15 protein-coding genes and 1 riboswitch are annotated in these 20,300 nt (G+C 68.6%); of the genes, 10 read left to right on the top strand and 5 right to left on the bottom strand.

What is annotated here, in order from left to right; translation table 11 throughout:
- Positions 1–7 precede the first annotated feature (7 nt).
- The 3 genes from BW730_RS20175 (at position 8) to BW730_RS11255 (ending at position 3,139) form a co-directional block, all read left to right on the top strand.
- On the top strand, positions 8–532 hold the full coding sequence (locus BW730_RS20175) for a hypothetical protein (protein ID WP_158522731.1): 525 nt from the start codon (positions 8–10) through the stop codon (positions 530–532).
- A gap of 221 nt (positions 533–753) precedes the next feature.
- Positions 754–2,160, top strand: coding sequence for a bifunctional UDP-N-acetylglucosamine diphosphorylase/glucosamine-1-phosphate N-acetyltransferase GlmU (gene glmU, locus BW730_RS11260; RefSeq protein ID WP_237267960.1), 1,407 nt, complete (start codon positions 754–756; stop codon positions 2,158–2,160).
- Between the two features lie 37 nt (positions 2,161–2,197).
- Positions 2,198–3,139: a ribose-phosphate diphosphokinase gene (locus BW730_RS11255; RefSeq protein ID WP_237268047.1), complete on the top strand. Its 942-nt coding sequence runs from the start codon at positions 2,198–2,200 to the stop codon at positions 3,137–3,139.
- 36 nt (positions 3,140–3,175) lie between these two features.
- Here the strand turns inward: BW730_RS11255 and BW730_RS11250 are convergent, their stop codons facing one another.
- Both BW730_RS11250 and BW730_RS11245 read right to left on the bottom strand, forming a co-directional pair.
- On the bottom strand, positions 3,176–3,427 hold the full coding sequence (locus BW730_RS11250) for a DUF6457 domain-containing protein (protein ID WP_077686316.1): 252 nt from the start codon (positions 3,425–3,427) through the stop codon (positions 3,176–3,178).
- Between the two features lie 245 nt (positions 3,428–3,672).
- Positions 3,673–4,875 (bottom strand): Nramp family divalent metal transporter, encoded by a 1,203-nt coding sequence (locus BW730_RS11245; RefSeq protein WP_077686315.1) that lies wholly within the window; start codon positions 4,873–4,875, stop codon positions 3,673–3,675.
- Between BW730_RS11245 and BW730_RS11240 the strand changes: the two genes are divergently transcribed.
- From BW730_RS11240 to BW730_RS11230, 3 genes are read left to right on the top strand one after another with little or no spacing between them, the layout of a single operon-like run.
- Positions 4,859–5,770 carry an ABC transporter ATP-binding protein gene (locus BW730_RS11240; protein ID WP_418082015.1) on the top strand — a complete coding sequence of 304 codons (912 nt, stop codon included), beginning with the start codon at positions 4,859–4,861 and terminating at the stop codon, positions 5,768–5,770. The two genes, BW730_RS11245 and BW730_RS11240, sit on opposite strands and share 17 nt — an antisense overlap.
- A complete protein-coding gene (locus BW730_RS11235) occupies positions 5,770–7,422 on the top strand; it encodes an FtsX-like permease family protein (RefSeq protein ID WP_077686313.1) in 1,653 nt (550 codons plus the stop codon). The genes BW730_RS11240 and BW730_RS11235 overlap by 1 nt, the downstream gene beginning before the upstream one ends.
- A gap of 41 nt (positions 7,423–7,463) precedes the next feature.
- Entirely contained in the window at positions 7,464–8,174 is a 711-nt protein-coding gene (locus BW730_RS11230) for an ABC transporter permease (RefSeq protein WP_077686312.1), read from the top strand.
- Between the two features lie 754 nt (positions 8,175–8,928).
- Here the strand turns inward: BW730_RS11230 and BW730_RS18570 are convergent.
- The 3 genes from BW730_RS18570 to BW730_RS11215 all read right to left on the bottom strand — a co-directional run bounded on the left by BW730_RS18570 (position 8,929) and on the right by BW730_RS11215 (position 13,901).
- Entirely contained in the window at positions 8,929–11,493 is a 2,565-nt protein-coding gene (locus BW730_RS18570; RefSeq protein WP_226996742.1) for an FGGY-family carbohydrate kinase, read from the bottom strand.
- Position 11,494: 1 nt separating this feature from the next.
- The gene (rhaI, locus tag BW730_RS11220) at positions 11,495–12,661 is read right to left on the bottom strand and encodes an L-rhamnose isomerase (protein WP_077686310.1); all 1,167 of its coding nucleotides are present in this window, start codon (positions 12,659–12,661) and stop codon (positions 11,495–11,497) included.
- 220 nt (positions 12,662–12,881) lie between these two features.
- Positions 12,882–13,901 (bottom strand): LacI family DNA-binding transcriptional regulator, encoded by a 1,020-nt coding sequence (locus BW730_RS11215; RefSeq protein WP_077686309.1) that lies wholly within the window; start codon positions 13,899–13,901, stop codon positions 12,882–12,884.
- Positions 13,902–14,130: 229 nt separating this feature from the next.
- Positions 14,131–14,325, top strand: a riboswitch (cobalamin riboswitch).
- A gap of 118 nt (positions 14,326–14,443) precedes the next feature.
- On the opposite strand from BW730_RS11215, the gene BW730_RS11210 reads away from it, so the two are divergent.
- From BW730_RS11210 to pth, 4 genes are all read left to right on the top strand, one after another.
- A complete protein-coding gene (locus tag BW730_RS11210) occupies positions 14,444–17,026 on the top strand; it encodes a ribonucleoside-diphosphate reductase subunit alpha (protein WP_077686308.1) in 2,583 nt (860 codons plus the stop codon).
- Between the two features lie 26 nt (positions 17,027–17,052).
- Positions 17,053–18,033 (top strand): ribonucleotide-diphosphate reductase subunit beta, encoded by a 981-nt coding sequence (locus tag BW730_RS11205; RefSeq protein ID WP_077686307.1) that lies wholly within the window; start codon positions 17,053–17,055, stop codon positions 18,031–18,033.
- A gap of 987 nt (positions 18,034–19,020) precedes the next feature.
- Positions 19,021–19,641 (top strand): 50S ribosomal protein L25/general stress protein Ctc, encoded by a 621-nt coding sequence (locus BW730_RS11200; protein WP_077686306.1) that lies wholly within the window; start codon positions 19,021–19,023, stop codon positions 19,639–19,641.
- On the top strand, positions 19,638–20,219 hold the full coding sequence (gene pth / locus BW730_RS11195; protein ID WP_077686305.1) for an aminoacyl-tRNA hydrolase: 582 nt from the start codon (positions 19,638–19,640) through the stop codon (positions 20,217–20,219). The genes BW730_RS11200 and pth overlap by 4 nt, the downstream gene beginning before the upstream one ends.
- The last annotated feature ends 81 nt before the right edge of the window (positions 20,220–20,300 follow it).

The raw sequence follows: 20,300 nt of genomic DNA, 5'->3' as shown, positions 1-20,300 counted from the left end.
CCGGGCAATCACGCAATGCACATCACCGCAGGTAGGTGTTGAGCACCACGCCTGCCGGGAGCAACTGGGTCGACGCGAGCGTCAACTCACTTCCCCTCTCGCCTGCGATGGGGCTGATGCCAGCCCCCAGCAGGACCGGGCTCACCTTGAACTTGAACTCGACGACCTCGCCGCGATCGCCGAGCCGCGGGAGGCGCTCACCGCCTACGTCGGCTACGTCGTCGAGCGACTTCTGGCGCGACCGGCGCTGGCGCTCGCCCTCGTCGAACTCCGACTCGAGGCGGCCAGGACGCCAGCGCTGGCCGAGCGGATCGGCCCGTTCCTGAGGGCCGGGCTCGAGGCGGACGTGTCGTTCCACGTCCAGCGCGGCCTCCCGGGCGGCCGCGATGCCGTCGTCGCGCTGCACCACCTCGCCAACGGCCTCGTCCTGGACCGACTCACGATCAGCCTCGATCCGGCGGCAGATCCGTCGGAGACGGTCGCCTCCATCGCCGCGGCGCTCACGTCCGGCGGATTCGGCGCCGCCAGATAGCGTGCGCGGGGCTGTCGGCAAATCGGCGTGAACAGCCGGAACGCCGTATGATGCGAAACGACTCCGGTTGCGGACGACGGCACGCCGAGCGCCCAGCGCGCGGGTGCCAAGCAACCGGGGACGTCGCCCGTCGGCCACAGAAGGAGAAACCCGTGTCCACCGACAGCGAGCTCGCGCCAGTCGCAGCCGTTGTGGTTCTCGCCGCCGGAGGCGGGACCCGCATGAAGTCCTCGAAGTCCAAACTGCTGCACGAAGTGGCTGGCAAGCCGATGCTGAGCTTTGCCGTCTCGGCCGCCGCCGCGCTCGACCCCGAGCATCTGGTGGTCGTCGTCGGGCACCAGCGTGAACAGGTCGAGGCCCAACTCGAGCAACTCTCCGCCGCGGTCACGACCGCCGTCCAGGATCAGCAACTCGGCACCGGACACGCGGTGGCCTGCGGCCTCAACGGCCTCGGCGACCTGCAGGGCGAGGTCGTCGTGACCTACGCAGACGTGCCCATGCTCACCGGCGACACGCTGCGCCAACTCGTCGCCGTGCACCGCGGCAACGGCAACGCCGTCACCGTCCTGACCGCCATCGTCGACGACCCGACCGGCTACGGCCGCATCGTCCGCGACGGCGACACCGTCACTGGCATCGTCGAACACAAGGACGCCTCGGAGGCCCAGCGGGGGATCGACGAGATCAACTCGGGCATCTACGTCTTCGACGCGGCGACCCTGCGACAGGGGCTCGGTGCGCTCACCACCGACAACGCCCAGGGCGAGCAGTACCTCACCGACGTCGTCCACTTCGCCGCGCAGCGCTCGCAGCGCGTCGGCGCCCACATCATCGACGACGTCTGGCAGACCGAGGGCGTCAACGACCGCATCCAGCTCGCCAGGATGAACGCGGAGATGAACCGCCGGATCCGCGACACCTGGATGCTCAAGGGCGTCACCATGATCGACCCGACCAGCGTCTGGATCGACGTGGACGTCGACCTCGCCCAGGACGTGACTCTCCTTCCAGGGGTCATCCTGCAGGGCGCCACCACCATCAGCGAGGGCGCCACCATCGGCCCCGACACCACGCTGATGGACGTCGAGGTCGGCCCCGGCGCCGAGGTCGTCCGCACTCATGGTTCCTTCGCCGTGATCGGCGAGAACGCCACCGTCGGCCCCTTCTCCTACCTGCGCCCAGGCACCATCCTGGGCGTCGGCGGAAAGATCGGTGCCTTCGTCGAGACGAAGAACGCCCAGATCGGCGACGGCGCCAAGGTGCCGCACCTCGCCTACTGCGGCGACGCGGTCGTCGACGACGGTGCCAACATCGGCGCAGGCACGATCTTCGCCAACTACGACGGCATCAACAAGTCCACCTCACACGTCGGCAAGAACGCCTTCGTGGGCTCCAACTCCGTCCTCGTCGCACCAGTCGACATCGGCCCAGGCGCGCTCGTCGCGGCCGGTTCCGCCATCACCGACGACGTCCCCGCGGGGGCGCTCGGCGTCGCGCGCGGTCGACAGCGAAACGTCGAGGGATGGGTCAACGATCGTCGCCCCGAGTCCAAGCAGGCCGCCGCCGCGGCCGAGGCGGACGGGTCGATTCATCCAGCAGTTCTCGAGTCCCGAAAGAAGAAGGCCTGACCAGATGACCCAGATCGCCAAGAACGACAAGCACCTGATGCTTTTCAGCGGGCGTGCCTACCCCGAGCTGGCTCAGGAGGTGTCGTCGCTCATGGGGCAGGAACTGGTCCCCACTCGGGCCCTGACGTACGCCAACTCGGAGATCTACGTCCGCTTCGAGGAGTCGGTACGCGGCTGTGACGCCTTCGTCATCCAGTCGCACACGGCGCCCGTCAACGAGTGGATCATGGAACAGCTCATCATGGTGGACGCGCTCAAGCGTGCCTCCGCCAAGCGCATCACGGTCGTCGCACCGTTCTACCCGTACGCGCGACAGGACAAGAAGCATCTCGGCCGCGAGCCCATCTCGGCGCGACTGGTGGCGGACCTGTACAAGGCCGCGGGTGCGGACCGGATCATGTCGGTCGACCTGCACGCCGCGCAGATCCAGGGCTTCTTCGACGGCCCCGTCGACCACCTCTGGGGACTCCCGGTGCTCGCGGACTACGTCGCCGAGAAGTACGACCCCACCGAGATGTGCATCGTCTCGCCCGATGCCGGGCGAGTGCGCCTGGCCGACATGTGGACGGACAAGCTCGGCTGCCCGCTTGCCATCATCCACAAGCGTCGCGATCCGAACAAGGCCAACACCGTCGCGGTCCACGAGGTCGTCGGCGACGTGGCGGGCAAGACATGCCTGCTCGTCGACGACATGATCGACACGGCAGGGACCATCACGGAGGCCGCGCATGCGCTGCGCGAGCGTGGCGCGAAGCGCGTCATCGCCGCGGCCACGCACGCCGTGTTCTCGGGGCCGGCCGCCGAGCGACTCAACGGCAGCGGCATGGAGGAGATCATCGTCACCAACACGCTGCCGATCCTCCCGGAGCAGGGGATCGACAACCTCACGGTGCTGTCGATCGCTCCGCTGATCGCCAAGGCCATCAACGCCGTCTTTCTCGACGGATCGGTCACCTCGCTGTTCGGCGGGCAGGCCTGACGTAACCGTTGCCAGGCTGGTTCAGGCCGGGCTGGTTCAGGAGGCGAACTCCTGGGCCAGCCCGGTCAGCTTTTTGATGGCTTCTTCACGGTCGGCGCCGCGACCCATCGCGAGGCCGACGAGGAAGGCCGACACTGGTGCCATCGGGCGGTCGACGCCGTGCGCGATCACGGCGGTGAGCCGGAGCAGGTCGTCGACGGGGACGTCGTCGGGGGAGAGGCCAAGCTCGCCGGCGGCCAAGGTGATCCAGCGTCTCCACAGTTCGTGGTCGTCGTCAGGTCGCGCCATGGTGTCCTCCAGCCCTTGTCGCACCATCGTGGCACATGCCGCTTCGGGCCAGCCACGCACGGACGGGCGCAGTCGGGCCAGGGCACCAACGCCAACTGGGGCGCACCGGGGAGCGGTGCGGGGGATGCGGTTGAGCATGTTTGGTAACCCGTTGTCGATCTGAACGTTCAAACGAGGCGGCTGCGAGAACGAGCAGCCGAACATGCTCAACGCCGGACCCAGCCCAGGTCCCCATGCGGGGAACCTCAGGCGGTGGCGAGGACGGCGACGTTCAGCGCGATCACCGAGGCGACGACCACCCATGCGACGCCGGAGACGAGGCGCTTGCTGCGGTGCTCTCCCATCACGCCGCGGCTTGACGTCAGCAGCACCAGGGGGATCAGCGCAAACGCGATGCCGAAGCTCAGCACCAACTGCGACTGCACCAACGCCTGAGTCGGGTGCAGCCCAGCGACGAGCACCACCACGGCGGGCACCAGGGTGATCAGCCGCCGCACCGTCGGGGTGATCCTCGGGGAGACGAAGTCGCGCACCATGCCAGCGCCCGCGTCGGTGCCGACGATGGCGGAGCCAAGCCCGGAGACCAGCAGGCCGATCGCGAACACCGTCGCCGGAAGGGCTCCGACGAGTTGGTCGATCTGGGCGTAGGCGCCCTCGATCGAGTCGATCGACGCGCCGCGCAGGCCCGCAGCGGCGAACAGCAGCATCGACACGTTGACGGCCGCGGCGATCGTCAGCGCGACCGCGACGTCGATGCGCTGCACCTTCAGCAGTCGCTCGACGGTCTCGCCTGAGTCGTTGTGGCGAAGTTTGGCCAGTTCGGAGTGCAGGTAGATCGCGTGCGGCATCACGGTCGCGCCGAGCATCGCGGCGGCCAACTGCACCGATCCGGCGTCGGTGAACCGCGGAAGCATGCCTCCGAGCACGTCGACGGGGTCGGGCGGCAGCCAGAACAAGGTGGCCAGGAAGCCGATCGCGATCACGGCGAGGACGGCCGCCATCAGGATCTCGAAGAAGTGTTCGCCGCGGGCCCTCATCCAGTGCAGAGACGCGATGGCGACGCCGCCGACGATGATCGCGCCGAGCCACAGCGGCAGCCCGAAGAGCAGGTTCAGCGCGATCGCCCCGCCGACGACCTCGGCGAGGTCGGTCGCGATCGCCACCGCGACGGCCTGCGCCGCGTACAGCACGCGCCACACACCGCGGTGTCGGCGCGAGTCCAGGAAGTCGCGGATCAGGGCGCTCAGCGACTGTCCCGTCACGACGCCGAGCTTGGCCGACAGGTACTGCACCAGCATCGCCATCAGGCAGGCGAGCACGAGCGCCCACACCAGCAGGTAGCCGTACTGGGCGCCGGCGCTGAGGTTGGCGGCGACGTTTCCCGGGTCGACGTAAGCCAGGGCTGCGACGAAGGCGGGCCCAAGGAGGGTGATGGTTCGTCGCTGCATGTTGCCCGATATTAGGGGGCCGTACCCCTCCCCAGTCCAATACCGCTCCGACCGGAGTCTCATCCGCGGCCCGACATTGGTGACGACCAGCCGATCCGCCACGGCCGCGCCGCCGGTTAGGTTCGAGGAACTAGCGTCAGGAAGGACGAGCATGACCAACTACCCGAACCAGGTTCCCGCCTGCGGCACGGACCATCTGACCAAGGTCTACACCACGGGCGAGACACCGGTGGTTGCGGTGGACGACGTGTCGGTCGCGATCGAGCGCGGCAGCTTCACCGCCATCATGGGGCCCTCAGGTTCGGGCAAGTCGACGCTGATGCACTGCATGGCGGGCCTCGACAGGCCCACCAGCGGCGGCGTGTTCATCGGAACCGACAACATCGCGCTGCTTCCCGAGAAGACCGTCACGCGGGTGCGGCGCGACAAGATCGGCTTCGTCTTCCAGTCGTTCAACCTGCTTCCGACCCTGACCGCCGAGCAGAACATCGTGCTGCCCCTCGAACTCGCAGGCCGGAAGGTCGACAGGCAACTGCTCGACCAGGTGGTCTCGTCCCTTGGCATCGCCGACCGCCTCACGCACCGTCCGAGCCAGCTCTCCGGCGGCCAGCAGCAGCGCGTCGCCATCGCGCGGGCCCTCGTCACCCAGCCGGAGGTGATTTTCGCCGACGAACCAACCGGGGCGCTCGACCAGCGCACCGGGACTGCCCTGCTGGAGTACCTGCAGTCCTGCGCCCGTGACCAGGGTCGCACCATCATCATGGTCACCCACGATCCCAAGGCGGCCGGATACGCCGACCGGGCGCTGATGCTGCTGGACGGACGCATCGTCCAGGATGTCGCCGACCCCACCGCTGAGACGATGCTCTCGCTGCTTGGAGCGGTGGTGGCCTGATGTGGCGTCAAGCCTTCAGTGAGCTGAGGCTCCACCCAGGCCGCTTCGTCGCCACCCTGATCGCCATCGCGATCAGCGTCGGTTTCATCTCCGCCATCTCGGTGTTCGTCAACAGCCAGCGCACCGCGATGGGAGGGCTGTTCGCGCTGCCGATCAGCAAGGCCGACCTCGTCGTCACGACGGCGGAGGGCAGGACCGCCACCGCGGCAGAGGCAGCCGCAGGCGTGTCCGGAGTCGAGTCCGCTGCGCCGGTGCCGCTGGGGCAGGGCCGCTTCCTCAGCAAGGACGGGGCCTCCGTGATGGCCTCGCTCTACCAGCTTCCCCCGGAGCCGCTCAGGTGGTCGCACGTCGTCGACGGCCGACTCCCCGAGAAGCCGGGCGAGGTGGCCCTCTCCGCTGACGCGCTGAGCACCCTCAAGGCCAAGGTCGGCGACACCCTCGGCGACGATGGGGCGGCGGACGTGCTCGTCGTCGGCGAGACCAACGACCCCGCGTCGCTGTGGGGCGTCACCGGCTACACCGGCACCCCCGACGACCTCACCTTCGCCACCCAGGTCGCCGTCACACTCGCCCCCGGCGCTGACGAGGCGACGGTCGTCACGGCGCTCGAGGGCATGGCGGATGTGGCGAAGGTCGAACGGGCCGCCGACGTGCGGGAGGCATCACTGATCGAGGTCACCAACGGCTTCGACGTGTTCAAGAACCTGCTCTACGGCTTCGGCGCCATCGCGCTGCTGGTCGGCGCCATCACCATCGCCAACACGTTCACGATCCTCGCGACGCAACGGCGCAGGCAATTGGCGTTGCTGCGGGCCATCGGCGCGACGCCCGGCCAGGTCACGAAGCGGCTGCTCGCCGAGTCCTTCCTGCTCGGCGCGGTGGGCTCGCTGATCGGCCTGGGCATCGGATTCCTGGTCGCCTGGATCGGCGGTGCGGTGACGGGGTCGAACTTCTTCGGGATCACGGTTGAGCCGGTCGAGTTGCTGATCGCCTGGGCGGCGGGCGTAATTGCGACCGTCTTCGCGGCGGTCGCACCGTCCCTGAGGGCCGCAGGCGTCAAGCCGCTCGAGGCCCTCCAGGTCGTGCCGACGGCGGCGGAGGCGCGCAGGGCGAGCATCGCGCGGATCGTCGTCTGCAGCCTGGCGGCCGTCGCCGGGATCGGCCTCGTCGTGGTCAGCCGCACCGACACCGATCTCGGACTGCTGTGGGCCATCCTCGCAGGAGTGGCGTTGACGCTCGCAGTGCTGATCGCCGCCCCGCTGTACATCGCCCCGCTGTTGCGGCTCTGCGCGCGACTGTTCGGCTCTTCTGGGCCGACCGCGCGTTTGGCACTGACGAACGCGGCGCGCAACCCTCGCCGCGCCGCGTCGACGGCCACGGCGCTGATGCTCGCGGTCGGCCTGATCGTGACGCTCCAGGTCGCGCTGGCCACCGCCCGATCCTCGGGCATGGCCTACATCAACGAGCGCTATCCCGTCGACGTCGCCGTCGCGTTCCCGGTCCAGGGATCCGTGCCCGCCGACCTGGTCGGCAGGATCGAGGCCGTCGGGGGTGTCTCCAAGGTCACCGAGGTGGACTCGAAGCGGATCGAGGTCGGGGCGGCGATGCTGGACTTCTTCGCCCCGCCGACGCGTTCGGCGGGCTCGGGCTGAAGGCGCCCACGTCGCAGAGCCCCACCGACGGCACCGTCCTGGTGTCGCCCTTCGAGCCGGTCGACTCCGGCAGCATCGAGGTTCCCACGTCTGACGGCGCGCTCACGTTGACGGTGAAGGAGAGCGAGGGCGTGAGCCTCGGGCAGGCCATGGTCTCGCCAGCGACGTACTCCAGGATCTCCGCGGATCCCGCCGCGACCGGCGTCTGGGTTCAGTTCCACGACCGCAGTTCGACGGGAACCCTGAACTCCGTGCTGACGATCCTGAGTGACTACCCGGATGCCCTGACCGACGGCAGCGGCGCTGTGTTCGCAGGCATGCTCGGCCAGATCCTGGGCGTGCTGCTGATCGCCATGACGGCGCTGTTAGGCGTCGCGGTGCTCATCGCGCTCGTCGGGGTCGGGAACACGTTGGGGCTCTCGGTCCTGGAGCGGCAACGCGAGTCGGCCCTGCTGCGGGCGCTGGGCATGCAGCGGGCCAGCTTGCGGGTGATGCTGCTGATCGAGGCGGTAGCGCTGGTCGCGATCGGCACGGTGATCGGCCTGGCCGCAGGCATGTTCTTCGGCTGGTTGGGCGTGGACAGCACTCTCAGGATGATGCCGTCGGAGGACATCGCGCTGAAGTTCTCCCTCGACTGGCTCTACACCGCTGGCCTGATCGGGGTGTGCCTCCTGGCGGCGATCCTCGCGTCGATCCTGCCGGGACGCCGGGCAGCGAACGCGACACCGACGGAGGCTCTGGCCGTCGACTGAGACCGGGGGACGGAGGGGCGGTGGAGACCGATGCGGTCTCCACCGCCTTGCGCATCTTCGGGCTGGATGGGCAGGCCGGGCAGGCGCTGGTTGAGCCATGGCAGGCGCGGAGCGGCTGGCATCGGTCGAGACCTCGTGCGGTTCGCAGGGACCCCGTTCCCCGAGTTTGTCGAGGGGTCCGATTGAGGTCGGCTCTGCGCGCGGGCGGGAGTTGGTTTCGACGCGCGTTGCGGCGCTTCGCGCCTTGGCGCGGCTCAACCCGCGGTCGGCGGGCGCTGCGGCGCTTCGCGCCTTGGAGCCGTTGGTTGAGCCATGTCGGGCGCGGAGCGGCCGACATCGGTCGAAACCCTCGCGAGGCGTCCAGGGTCTAGGGTCGGGTCTCTGCGCGGGCGGAAGTTGGTTTCGACGCGCGTCGCGGCGCTGCGCGCCTAGGCGCGGCTCAACCCGCGGCGTGCTGGTTGAGCCATGTTGGGCGCGGAGCGGTCGACATCGGTCGAAACCTGGTGAGGTTCGCAGCGACCTCGTTCCCCGAGCTTGTCGAGGGGTCCGATTGTGGTCGGGTAGGCCTGTCGCTGGTGGTTGGTTTCGACGCGAGCTGCGGCGCTTCGCGCCTTGGCGCGGCTCAACCCACGGTCGGCGGGCGCTGCGGCGCTGCGCGCCTAGGCGCGGCTCAACCGGCGGTGGCGTGGCTCAACCCGCGGTCGGCGGCCGGCATCGGTCGAAACCTCGTGACCGCTCCGTTATCCAGTGCGCGTCAGGTGTTGGCGACCTGCTTGCGGTAGGCCTCGGCCTCCCACGTCTCGATGAAGGAGCGCTCCCGCTCGTCCATGGCGCGCACCGTGCCCAGCCGGTTGGCCGCCTCGACGACCGTCAGCGCGTCCGTGAAGACCTCCAAGGCAGTCGTCGCCGACTTCTCGGAATCGCCCGCGGCGATCACGCCGAGCCCGGGCGCGACGGCGATCACCGGCGCCGATCCACGCTCGGCCGCGAACCGGGCGACCGTCGTGGCGACCGGCTCGCCAGCCCGAAGCACAACGGGGAAGGAGCCGGAGTAGACGATCTGGTCGGGGATCAGCGGCCCGGCCGACAGGTAGGCGCCGCCCCTCTCCGTCGCGGGGTAGGTCGACGCGAGAGCGTCGCCGTCGAGCGCTACGTGGCTGGCGCCGACCGCCGCCTTGAAGGCGACCGCGAGCGCGATCAGGTCGTCGCTCCAGACGGCCCGAGTGGGATGGCCCTCATCGGCGGCCCGCTGGGTCTCGGCGGACGTCGAACGGCCGTCGTCTGCAACGGCCGGATCGTCGTCGGTAGCGGGGGCCTGCGCCAGCGCGTCGGTGATCCTGGCAAGGATGTCGCGGCTGATGGAGCGCACCTCCTCCGGGTCGTCGCTCGCGACGATCAGGCCGTGGTTCATCAGGAAGGTCGCCTTCGGCGGAACCTGGCCCGTGCGCTCCGTGAACTCGTCGCGGCGCTGCTTAACGAGCCGGGCCAGCGGCAGGCCGGGGTCCACGTACTCGACCCACAGCACGTCGTCGCCGAACAGCGAACGGGTCAGCGCGACCCCGTCCTCGTTGCAGGTGACGGCGTTGATGAGCAGCGGGTGCGTGTGCAGCACGTAGGTGTCGGGGATCAGCGCGTGGAAGAGGATCTCAACGGACGGGCGGCGGGGGCCGTCGTCGCGGCGGGCGAGGGCCGCGATGTGGTTGACGGGGTCGCCGAGTGCCGGGTCGGGGTCGGGCGCCGCGAGCGATCCGTTGAGGACGTCGAGGTCGAGGGGGACGAGGTCCTCGGCGGAGATGTCGGCCATCGAGACGCCGCTCGGCTTGATCCACATCACGCCATCGACCTTGGCCGAGGAGTTGCCGCCCCCGGCGCGCACGAAGGCGGGATCGGCGCCGAACTCGTTGCTGAGCCTGGTGATGGCCGCCTTAGGGTCCGGGAGGTGGGTGGTCAGTTCTGCGGAGGCCATGACGATCCTTCTGAGGTCGGTGAGGGTGCCCGTGACGAGGCCGACGGCGCGGGCCTGGATGAGTGCGTTGCCGATCGCGGTCGCCTCGGCGGGACCCGCGCTGACCTCCAGCCCGGTGCGGTCGGCCGTCAGTTGGTTCAGGAGCGCGTTGTGTGAGCCGCCGCCGACCACGACGAGCCGTCGGGGCCTGGTTCCCGTCAGGGCCTCGAGTTCGGCGAGCGTGTCGGCGTAGGCGTCGGCGAGTGACTCGAAGATGCTGCGGGCCAGGAACGCCGGATCCTCGAGTCGCGGGTCGTCGCCCGCGAGCGCCCGGATCCGGCCGGGCATGTCGCCTGGGTGGAGCAGCGAGGGGTCGGTCGCGTCGAAGTGGACCGCGTCGTCGATCTGGGCGGCCGCCGCGATCAGGTCGGCGACCGAGGTAGCGAGGCCTTGGTCGGCCCAGGTGCGCTGCGCCTCTGACAGCAGCCACATGCCCATCACGTTCTTGAGGTACCGGATGGTGGCGTCGACGCCTGCCTCGTTGGTGAGGTTCGACGCGCGGGAGGCCTCGGTGAGGATCGGCGCGTCGAGTTCCATGCCGATCAGCGACCAGGTGCCAGACGACAGGTAGGCGTCGGAGGGCCCCGTGAGCGGCGCGCCGACCACGGCGGATGCGGTGTCGTGCGAGCCGACCGCGATCAGGGGGATGCCTGCGGCGGGGCCGACGGTGATCGGCCCGACGACGGTGCCAGGGTCGACCAGTTCCGGGAAGATCCGACGCGGCAGCCCGAGCCGGTCGATCAGCGGCCAGTCCCAGCCGCGGCCGACCGGGTCCAGCAGCGAGGTGGTCGACGCGTTGGTGCGTTCGGCGACCGCGCGACCCGTCAGCCAATAGCCGATCAGGTCGGGCAGCAGCAGGAACATAGCGGCCGCGTCGAGCCTGCCCGCGAGCTTGTCGTCGGCCAGTTGGTTGACGGTATTGATGGCGTTGTCCTGGATCCCGACGCGGGCGTACAACTCGGCGGGGGAGATCAGCCGGTCGACCTCGGCCTTACCGCGGGTGGTGCGCTCGTCGCGGTAGTTGAACGGGTCGCCAAGCAGGCCGTCGGCTCCCAGCAGCCCGTAGTCGACGGCCCAGCAGTCGATGCCCACGGAGGCGACCCCGTCAGGCGCCGCCTCGAGCGCCTTACCGATGCCCTCCTGGACGTCGGCCAGCAGCGCGCCCGCGTCGAGCCGCAGCCCGTCGTCAGTGCGGCGGGCCGCGGTGGAGAAGCGATGGACCTCGGTCAGGCCGATCCTGGCGTCGCGCAGCGTGCACAGCACGACGCGGCCGCTCGTCGCGCCAAGGTCGACCGCGATGACCGAGGCGGGCAACTCAGGCGCCCCAGCCGGCCTGCGTGCCCCCGACGCGCTCCTCGGCGATCCTGGCCAGGTAGCCCGAGTCCGCGAAGGCATTCATGGGGTCGGCGGGGAAGCCGCGCGACGCGCGCCATTGGGCGAGCTGCGGCCGGACGTCTGTGTAGAACGCGTCCATCAGGATCTCGTTGGCGCCGAGCACATCGCCAGCCAGTTGAGCGGCCTCGAGGGCGTCGGCGTCGACCATCAGGGCCCGCGCCGTCATCTCCTGCACGTTGAGGACGGAGCGGATCTGGCCCGGGATCTTGTCCTCGATGTTGTGGCACTGATCCAGCATGAAGGCAACGCCGGTCGACTTCTCGAAGCCGCCGCCGCGGCGCACCTCCCACAGGATCCGGAACAACTGGAACGGGTCGGCCGCGCCGACGATCAGGTCGTCGTCCGCGTAGAACCGCGAGTTGAAGTCGAACGAGCCGAGCTTCCCGAGCCGCAGGAGTTGGGCGACGATGAACTCGATGTTGGTGCCGGGTGCGTGATGGCCCGTGTCGAGGCAGACGACGGCGCGCTCACCCAGCGCGGCGACCTGCGTGTACGACGTGCCCCAGTCGGGGACGTCGGTGTGGTAGAACGACGGCTCGAAGAACTTGTACTCGAGCACGAGGCGCTGTTCGGGGCCGATGTGGGCGTAGATCTTGGCGAGCGAGTCGGCGAGCCAGTCCTGGCGGCGGCGGATGTCGCCCTGCCCGGGGTAGTTGGTGCCGTCGGCGAGCCAGATCTTCAGGTCGCGTGAGCCGATCTTGTCCATGATCTCGATGCACTCGAGGTGGTGGTCGATCGCCTTCTGCCTAACGGCCGGGTCGTGGTGGGCGAGGCTGCCGAACTTGTAGTCCTCGTCCTGGAAGGTGTTCGAGTTGACCGTGCCGAGCCCGACGCCGACCTCGGCCGCAAAGTCGACGACCTCGCTCCAGTCGTCGACCTTGTCCCAGGGATAGTGCAGCGCGACCTTCGGCGCCAGACCCGTGTAGGCGTTCACCTGGGCCGCGTCTGCGAGTTTCTCGAAGACGGTTCGGGGCGTGCCGGGCGTCGTGAAGACCCGGAAGCGGGTCCCCGAGTTGCCGTACGCCCACGAGGGCACCTCGATGGCCTGTTCGGCCAACTGGTCGGTGATGGAATCGAAGTCGGTCATCTGCACTCCCGCGCTGGAGGTTGAATCGTTTCAATAGAGCACACGCTACAGCCCATCTCGGGAGCGCGTCAAGCGTGCCTTCGTGGCGGTGGGGATGGCAGGGGAAGGCGTTGAGCAGTAGTCCTGGTTCGTTGCTCTAGAGAGCGGTTTCTCTCGGCGTGTCGTCGATCGAGGCCGGAATGCTGCTCAACGCGAGACCCGCGGGCCAGCCTTTCCGGTGCTAGCGGGTGAGGGCGCTGGAGGCCCGGACGACAAGGGTGGGGGTGAAGCTCACTGACGTGTGCACGTGGTCGCGGTCCGCGTCGGCGTCGGCGATCTCGGCGAGCAGGAGGTCGGCTGCGGTCCTGCCGAGATCCTGGCGTGGCTGGGCGACAGAAGAGAGAGGGACGGCGGCCGCCGCGGCGAAGTCGATGTTGTCGTAGCCGACGATGGCGATGTCGTCCGGGACGCGGAGTCCCTGCGCGGTGAGCCCCTGCAGGAACGCGATCGCCACCAGGTCGTTGGCGCAGAAGACCCCGGTCGGCCGGGCGCGGGGGTCCATCAGAACGACCTGATCGGCAGCCAGGCGGCCAGAGGCGAAGTCCAACTGCGGGACGGAGATGGACAGCAGGTCGGCGCCGCCGTCGAGCGCCGCGGCCTGCGCCCCCTCGAGGCGGTCCTGGATCTGTTTCAACGAACTGGGCCCGCCGACGAAGGCGACCCTGCGGTGCCCCTGGGAGACGAGATGTTCGACGGCGATCCTGCCGCCCGCCACGTCGTCGACGCCGACGGCGCAGCACTCGACCGAGTCGGCCGCGCGGTCGACGAGCACCGTCGGGATGTGCGCCTTTGCGAGCGCCGCCACCTCCAACGGTTGCGGCCCGATCGGGCCGAGGATCACGCCTCGCACCCTCTGCTGCAGGAAGGTGCGCAGAATCGCGGTCTGGCGCGCCTCGTCGATGTTGGCATCGCCGATGGTCGCGTGGAAGCCGTGGGCGAACAACACGTCCTGAGCGGCCCGCAGCAGGTCCGCGAAGAATGGGTTGGTGACGTCCATCACGGCCAGGCCGATCGTCCGCCCTCGCCCTGCCCGCAGTTGCTGGGCCTGCTGGTTTGGGACCCAGCCCAGATCGGCGATGGCCTGCTGCACCTTCTCGCGCGTGGCGGGAAGGACGATGTCGGGGTTGTTGACGACATTGGAGACCGTGCCGATGGAGACCTGTGCGCGTGCCGCGACGTCACGCATGCTCAGCCGTGCCATCGCGCCTCCCCAGGTCTGTCGTGTACGGCGTCACTCTAGGGTCATGTCGGTGCCAGACGCATCCGGCCCAGGGGTGCGTCCACCTCCGCACCCGGCGTGATGGTCGGCGCGGCCAAAGGCGGCGCTGCGGAGTGGGCGGTGTTCCCGATGGGCCCAGGACGTCGATCGCCGCCCCCAGAACGGCGGCAAATCTACATGTAGTAGTGGACAGGTGGTCGAAGTGGCATATATGCTCAATCTCGCACTTGGTTCCACCGAAGGGTGGCCAAGAGGGAATCCGGTGAGAGTCCGGAACTGCCCCGCAGCGGTGAATGAGAACGACCGCCGTCAGAAGCACTGGGACCACGTCCCGGGAAGCGACGGCCAGTAGGTGCCTCAGGGTGTGCTCGTGAGTCCGAAGACCTGCCAGGTGTGGCCCCGAAACCTCGGGGTCTGATTCGTGGCCTCGTGGGAAAGGCGCGTGTCGGCCGCGCCGTGAGGCGGGCGCCGGTGGGCGACGAGACGGGTCGCGGGTCGCGGCTAACGACTCTCGAGGAACGTCCATGAGCACACCGACCGATATCCGCGTCCTCAAGAGGGACGGATCGCTGACCCCGTACGACGGCGCCGAGGTCGCCACCTCCATCGCCGACGCCGCGCGCGGCCTTGACGATGCCGTCACGCAGGCCGTCCAGCTTCGCTCCGAGGTCGAGATCACCCTCTTCGACGGCATCTCCACAAGCCAGCTCGACGAGGCCGTCATCCAGGTGGCGCTCGGCAACGTCAAGGACGATCCCGCCTTCGACACCATCGCGGCGCGGCTGTTGACCAAGCACCTCTACAAGCAGGTCTTCGGCGACACGCACGACCTCTTCGGTGACGGCGCCCCCGAGACGGTCCGCGCGCTGCACGTCGAGCACTTTCCCGGCTGCATCGAGCGAGGCGTCGCGAGCGGTCTCCTCGACACGCGGCTCGCCGAGATGTTCGACCTGCCCGCGCTCGCGTCGGCGCTGCGCCCCGAGCGCGACGACCTGCTGCGCTACATCGGCGTCCAGACGATGCGCAACAGGTACCTCCTGCAGGGCGAAGGGCGGCAGGTGCTCGAGGTCCCGCAGTTCTTCTGGATGCGAGTGGCCATGGGGCTCTCCCTCAACGAGATCGACCCGACCGCCACCGCGCTTGGCTTCTACGAGGCGATGAGCAGACTGCGCTACCTTGCGGCCGGATCGACCCTCGTCAACGCCGGTACCGCTTACGCGCAGCTCTCCAACTGCTTCGTGATGCAGATGGAGGACGACATCGAGCACATCGCCAAGTCGGTGCGCGACGTGATGTGGCTGACGAAGGGCACCGGCGGCATCGGGCTCTCGGTGTCGAAGCTGCGCAGCGAGGGGTCGCCGATCCGCTCCAACAACACCACCTCGACCGGGCCGATCCCGTTCATGCACACCATCGACTCGACGCTGCGGGCCGTGTCGCGGGGCGGGAAGAAGTTCGGCGCACTGTGCTTCTACATGGAGAACTGGCACCTCGACTTCCCGCAGTTCCTCGACCTGCGGCAGAACTCCGGCGACCCCTACCGCCGCACCCGCACCGCCAACACCGCAGTGTGGATCTCCGACGAGTTCATGGCCCGCGTGGCCGCCGACGACTACTGGTACCTGTTCGACCCGCTGGAGGTCGACGACCTGACCGAGTTGTACGGCGCCGAGTTCTCCGCGCGCTACCGCGAGTACGTCGCGATGGCCGAGGCAGGCGAACTGCGCCGCTTCGTCAAGGTCAAGGCGCGCGAGCAGTACACGTCGATCCTCGTCACGCTGCAGACGACGTCGCACCCGTGGCTGACGTGGAAGGACGCGATCAACACCCGGGCGTTGAACGACAACACGGGCACCATCCACCTGTCGAACCTCTGCACCGAGATCTGCCTGCCGCAGGACCGCGACTCGATCGCCGTGTGCAACCTCGCGTCGGTCAACCTGTCCCGCCACCTGATCGGCGACGAAGGCGCGCTCGGCATCGACTGGGACGGCCTCGCAGACACCGTCCGCACCGCGGTGCGCCAACTCGACAACCTCGTCGACATCACCATCTCCTCGGTTTACGAGGCCGAGACCGCAAACCGCGACAACCGTGCCGTCGGGCTGGGCGTGATGGGCTTCACCGACATCCTCGAGCGGCTCGGACACCCGTACGACTCGGAGGAGTCCTACGCGCTGATCGACCAGATCACCGAGTTCGTTTCTTGGCACGCCATCGACGCGTCCTGCGACCTCGCCGCCGAGCGTGGCGCCTACCCCAACTTCCAGGGATCGGGATGGTCGAAGGGCCTCGTGCCGATCGACACGCTCGACCGCCTCGAGCGCGACCGTGGCATCAGCGTCGACGTCGACCGCACCGTCCGGCTCGACTGGGACCACCTGCGCGCCCGGGTCGCCGGGGGAGTGCGCAACGCGACCCTGATGGCCGTCGCCCCCACCGCGTCGATCGGGCTGGTCGCTGGCACCACGCCGGGCCTCGACCCGCAGTTCTCCCAGATCTTCAGCCGCGCCACCTCGTCCGGCAAGTTCCTGGAGGTCAACCGCAACCTGGTCGCCGACCTGAAGCGCCTGGGTCTGTGGGAGGCCAAGCGCGGCGACCTGCTGCGCGCCCAGGGCGACCTCGCCAAGGTCGACGGGATCCCGGAGGAACTGCGTCGCACCTACCGCACAAGCTTCCAGGTAGATCCGGCGTCGTTCCTGCACGTCGCGGCGCGCGCCCAGAAGTGGATCGACCAGGCCATCAGCCGCAACATCTACCTCGCCGACCGCAACGTGTCGACCATGGTGGACCTGTACCAACTCGCCTGGCGGATGGGCGTCAAGACGACCTACTACCTGCACATGATGCCCCGCCACACCGCGGAGCAGAGCACGGTCGCCGTCAACAAGAGCGCCGACCTGGCGGGGGCGTCTTCGGGTCGACGGCGTGGGTTCGGGTCGCGCCCGGCCGCTGCCACCGTCGCCGCACCTGTCGCCTCGGCCGCGGTGGCCGCCCCCGCCCTGCTGCCGGTCGTCGGGTCGGCCATCACGCTCGAGGTGGAGGTCGACGAGACCGGCTGCCCCGTCGACCCGCAGGAACGCCTGCAGTGCGAGTCGTGCCAGTGACCACCACCACATCAGGAGAATCCACCATGACCTCGATCCTCGGCACCGGCATCCAGGAAGGGCTGCTGCTCAAGCCCGTCACCTACCCCTGGGCCTACGACCTGTACAACCAGGCGGTCGCCAACACCTGGTTCCCCAACGAGATCCAGCTCGGCGAGGACCTCGCCGACTTCGCCAGGATGAGCGACGACGAACGCCACGCCCTGACGTACCTGATGAGCTACTTCAACCCGAACGAGCTGCTGGTCAACAAGGCCCTCGCGTTCGGCGTCTACCCCTACCTGAACGCCGCCGAGTGCCACCTGTACCTGGCTAAGCAGATGTGGGAGGAGGCGAACCACTGCATGGCTTTCGAGTACGTGCTCGAGACGTTCCCGATCGACAGGAAGGCGGCCTACGAGTCGCACGTGACGGTGCCGTCGATGGCGGCGAAGGAGGAGTTCGAGGTCGCCTACATCAAGCGGATGACGGAGGAGACGCTCGACATCTCGACCGTCGAGGGCAAGCGGGACTTCGTGCGGAACCTGGTCGCCTACAACGTGATCCTGGAGGGGATCTGGTTCTACTCGGGGTTCATGGTGGCGCTGTCGTTCCGCCAGCGGAACCTGCTGCGGAACTTCGGGTCGCTGATCGACTGGATCGTGCGGGACGAGAGCCTGCACCTGAAGTTCGGGATCAACCTGATCTTGACGGTGTTGGACGAGAACCCTGAGGTCGCCACGGACGAGTTCGCGGACGAGATCCGGGGAATGATCCTCGACGCGGTGGAGATGGAGGAGCGCTACAACCGGGACATGCTGCCGAACGGGATCCTGGGGTTGAACGCGGAGTACGTCAACGACTATGTGAAGTACCTGGCGGACCGGCGGCTGGAGGAGCTCGGCTTCGAGCCGCACTACAACACGGCGAACCCGGCCAAATGGATGGCCGCGGCAAACGACACCCTCCAGCTCGTCAACTTCTTCGAGGCCACCAACACGTCCTACGAGGTCAACGCCCAGGCCTGATCCGTTGGTCGAGCCATGCAGCGGCGCTGCGCGTCGCTTCATCGGTCGTGTTCGCTGGTTGAGCCATGAAGGGACGCGGAGCGTCGTTTCATCGGTCGAAACCTCGTGACCTTTCAGTCGGTCTTGTCAGGGGTTGGTCTTTGCCTGGACTGGCCAGAGGGTCCGTTGGTTGAGCCATGCCGCGGCGCTGCGCGTCGCTTCATCGGTCGATACCTCGTGACCCTTCGGTGCGTCTCGGGCAGCGTCGGTTACCTGAGCCCGTGTTGTCTCGACGCTGCCCTGCGCTGGGTTGCGGTCAGCCCCGGCCGGTCGCCCGGCGGCTCCTTGGCTGGTTCGCGTTGCCGGAGTCCGGTCGTCGGGTGGTCGGGTTGTTGAGGCCGCCGGTCGTCCGTCCGGGTCTGCCCGGTGTCGGGTCGTCTGCCTGTGGTCGGGTGCCGTGCTCGGGTGGGTACTCACGACCGCGGCCTGCGCCCTTCCGGTCGCCCCGTTGGGGTCGGGCCCCTGGAGGCGTGTGTCGTTGGGTCCCTGGCTGAGTCTGGCGTGCTGCGCGGACGGGGCGACTGGAGGGCTAGTGGCCGTTACTTCCGGCACGTCGCGTTCCGCTGCTGTTCTGCCGCTGCTCGTGTCGGTGGCGGTCGGGCCTGGGAGGTCGCCCGGCGGCTCCTTGGCTGGTTCGCGTTGCTGGCGTTCGGCGTCGGGTGGTCGGGTTGTTGAGGCCGCCGGTCGTCCGTCCGGGTCGGCCCGGTGTCTCGTCGTTCGCCTCAGTTTCAGGAGCTCGTCGACACGGATTGCCGCCCGTGCGACCTGCGTTCCCGCGTCAACCAACCGGGCGACCCGGGCGATTTCGGCCACCCGATTCTCCTGAGGTAAGCTGTTCCAGTTGCCTGGCGAGGGACCCCCAGGGTCCGTGATCGACTAGCTCGCTCCTCGCTCGGCGTCCGCTTTTGTTGCATTGCCCCGTTGTTTCAGAGCTTGAGGAGATCCCCCATGGCAGACGTCAAACTGACCGCCACCACCCGCACCGAGTTCGGCAAGGGCGCCGCCCGCCGCCTGCGTCGCGCTGGCCAGACCCCCGCGGTCCTCTACGGTCACGGCACCGATCCCGTCCACCTGGCCCTCTCGGCCCAGGAGGCCTTCCTGGCGCTGCGTACCGCCAACGTCCTGCTCGAGATCTCCATCGAGGGTGAGAAGAAGCCCGTCCTCGCCCTGCCGAAGCAGGTCCAGCGCGACCCGATCTCCCCGGTCATCGAGCACATCGACCTCCTCCTGGTGAAGGCCGGCGAGAAGGTCGCCGTCGACGTCGCCCTGTTGCTGGTCGGCGAAGCCGAGCGTGGCTCCATGGTCAACCACGACCTCACCGCGCTGCCCGTGCTTGCCCCCGCCACCAACATCCCCAACGAGATCGAGGTCTCGATCGAGGGCCTGGAGATCGGCGCGCAGATCCTCGTCTCCGACGTCGTGCTGCCTGAGGGCGTCGAGGCCAACGCCGACCCCGAGGCGCTCGTGCTGTCGGTCGTCGTGATCCCCGTGGCCGAGGAGACCGAGGCTGAAGAGGGCGCCGAGGGTGGCGCTGCTGAGGCTGCTGAAGGCGACGAAGCGGGCGAGTGAACACTCCCTACCTCGTGGTCGGGCTCGGAAACCCGGGCCCGACCTACGACTTCACCCGGCACAACGTCGGTTTCTGGGCCGTAGCGGACCTTGCGGATCGCTACGGTTCCTCCTTTTCCCTCAACTCGAGGCAGCGGGCGGAAGTGGCGACAGTCACCCTGCCCGGCCCTGAGCCGATCAAACTGGTGCTCGCCAAGCCGACCACCTTCATGAACGACTCGGGCACGGCCGTGAAGGCGATCGCCGCCTTCCACAAGATCCCCGTCGACCACGTCATCGTGATCCACGACGAACTCGATCTCGATGCGGGGCGACTTCGCGTCAAGACCGGGGGAGGCGACAACGGGCACAACGGGCTCAAGTCGATCCGCGCGCACCTCGGCACCGGCGACTTTCACCGGGTCCGCGTCGGCATCGGGCGACCGCCGGGCAGGCAGCCCGCCGCGGACTACGTCCTCAACAAGCTGAAGCCCGCCCAGGCCGACGAGATGAGGGTCGACGCAGCCGTCGCGGCCGACGCCGTCGAATACCTCATCCGCGAGGGCCTCACCGCAACGCAGAACCGCTTCAACGGCTGATAATTGAGCAGTTTCCGTTGCTCGATGACGATGGCAGCGCTAACAGTTGCCGCTTAGGCTAACGAGCGACGGAAACTGCTC

It is taken from the genome of Tessaracoccus aquimaris (genome assembly GCF_001997345.1).
In the GTDB taxonomy this organism is placed as follows: Bacteria; Actinomycetota; Actinomycetes; order Propionibacteriales; family Propionibacteriaceae; genus Arachnia; species Arachnia aquimaris.
This window is presented reverse-complemented; position numbering and strand designations above follow the sequence as displayed.

Excerpts from the sequence above, each read along its gene's own strand:
- BW730_RS11215 (WP_077686309.1), bottom strand. The coding sequence starts at position 13,901 with ATGGCACGGCTGAGCATGCGTGACGTCGCGGCACGCGCACAGGTCTCC.
- BW730_RS11240 (WP_418082015.1), top strand. The coding sequence starts at position 4,859 with ATGGTTCGTCGCTGCATGTTGCCCGATATTAGGGGGCCGTACCCCTCC.
- BW730_RS11205 (WP_077686307.1), top strand. The coding sequence starts at position 17,053 with ATGACCTCGATCCTCGGCACCGGCATCCAGGAAGGGCTGCTGCTCAAG.
- BW730_RS11200 (WP_077686306.1), top strand. The coding sequence starts at position 19,021 with ATGGCAGACGTCAAACTGACCGCCACCACCCGCACCGAGTTCGGCAAG.
- rhaI (WP_077686310.1), bottom strand. The coding sequence starts at position 12,661 with ATGACCGACTTCGATTCCATCACCGACCAGTTGGCCGAACAGGCCATC.
- BW730_RS11210 (WP_077686308.1), top strand. The coding sequence starts at position 14,444 with ATGAGCACACCGACCGATATCCGCGTCCTCAAGAGGGACGGATCGCTG.
- glmU (WP_237267960.1), top strand. The coding sequence starts at position 754 with ATGAAGTCCTCGAAGTCCAAACTGCTGCACGAAGTGGCTGGCAAGCCG.
- BW730_RS11255 (WP_237268047.1), top strand. The coding sequence starts at position 2,198 with ATGCTTTTCAGCGGGCGTGCCTACCCCGAGCTGGCTCAGGAGGTGTCG.
- BW730_RS11235 (WP_077686313.1), top strand. The coding sequence starts at position 5,770 with ATGTGGCGTCAAGCCTTCAGTGAGCTGAGGCTCCACCCAGGCCGCTTC.
- BW730_RS11245 (WP_077686315.1), bottom strand. The coding sequence starts at position 4,875 with ATGCAGCGACGAACCATCACCCTCCTTGGGCCCGCCTTCGTCGCAGCC.
- BW730_RS11250 (WP_077686316.1), bottom strand. The coding sequence starts at position 3,427 with ATGGCGCGACCTGACGACGACCACGAACTGTGGAGACGCTGGATCACC.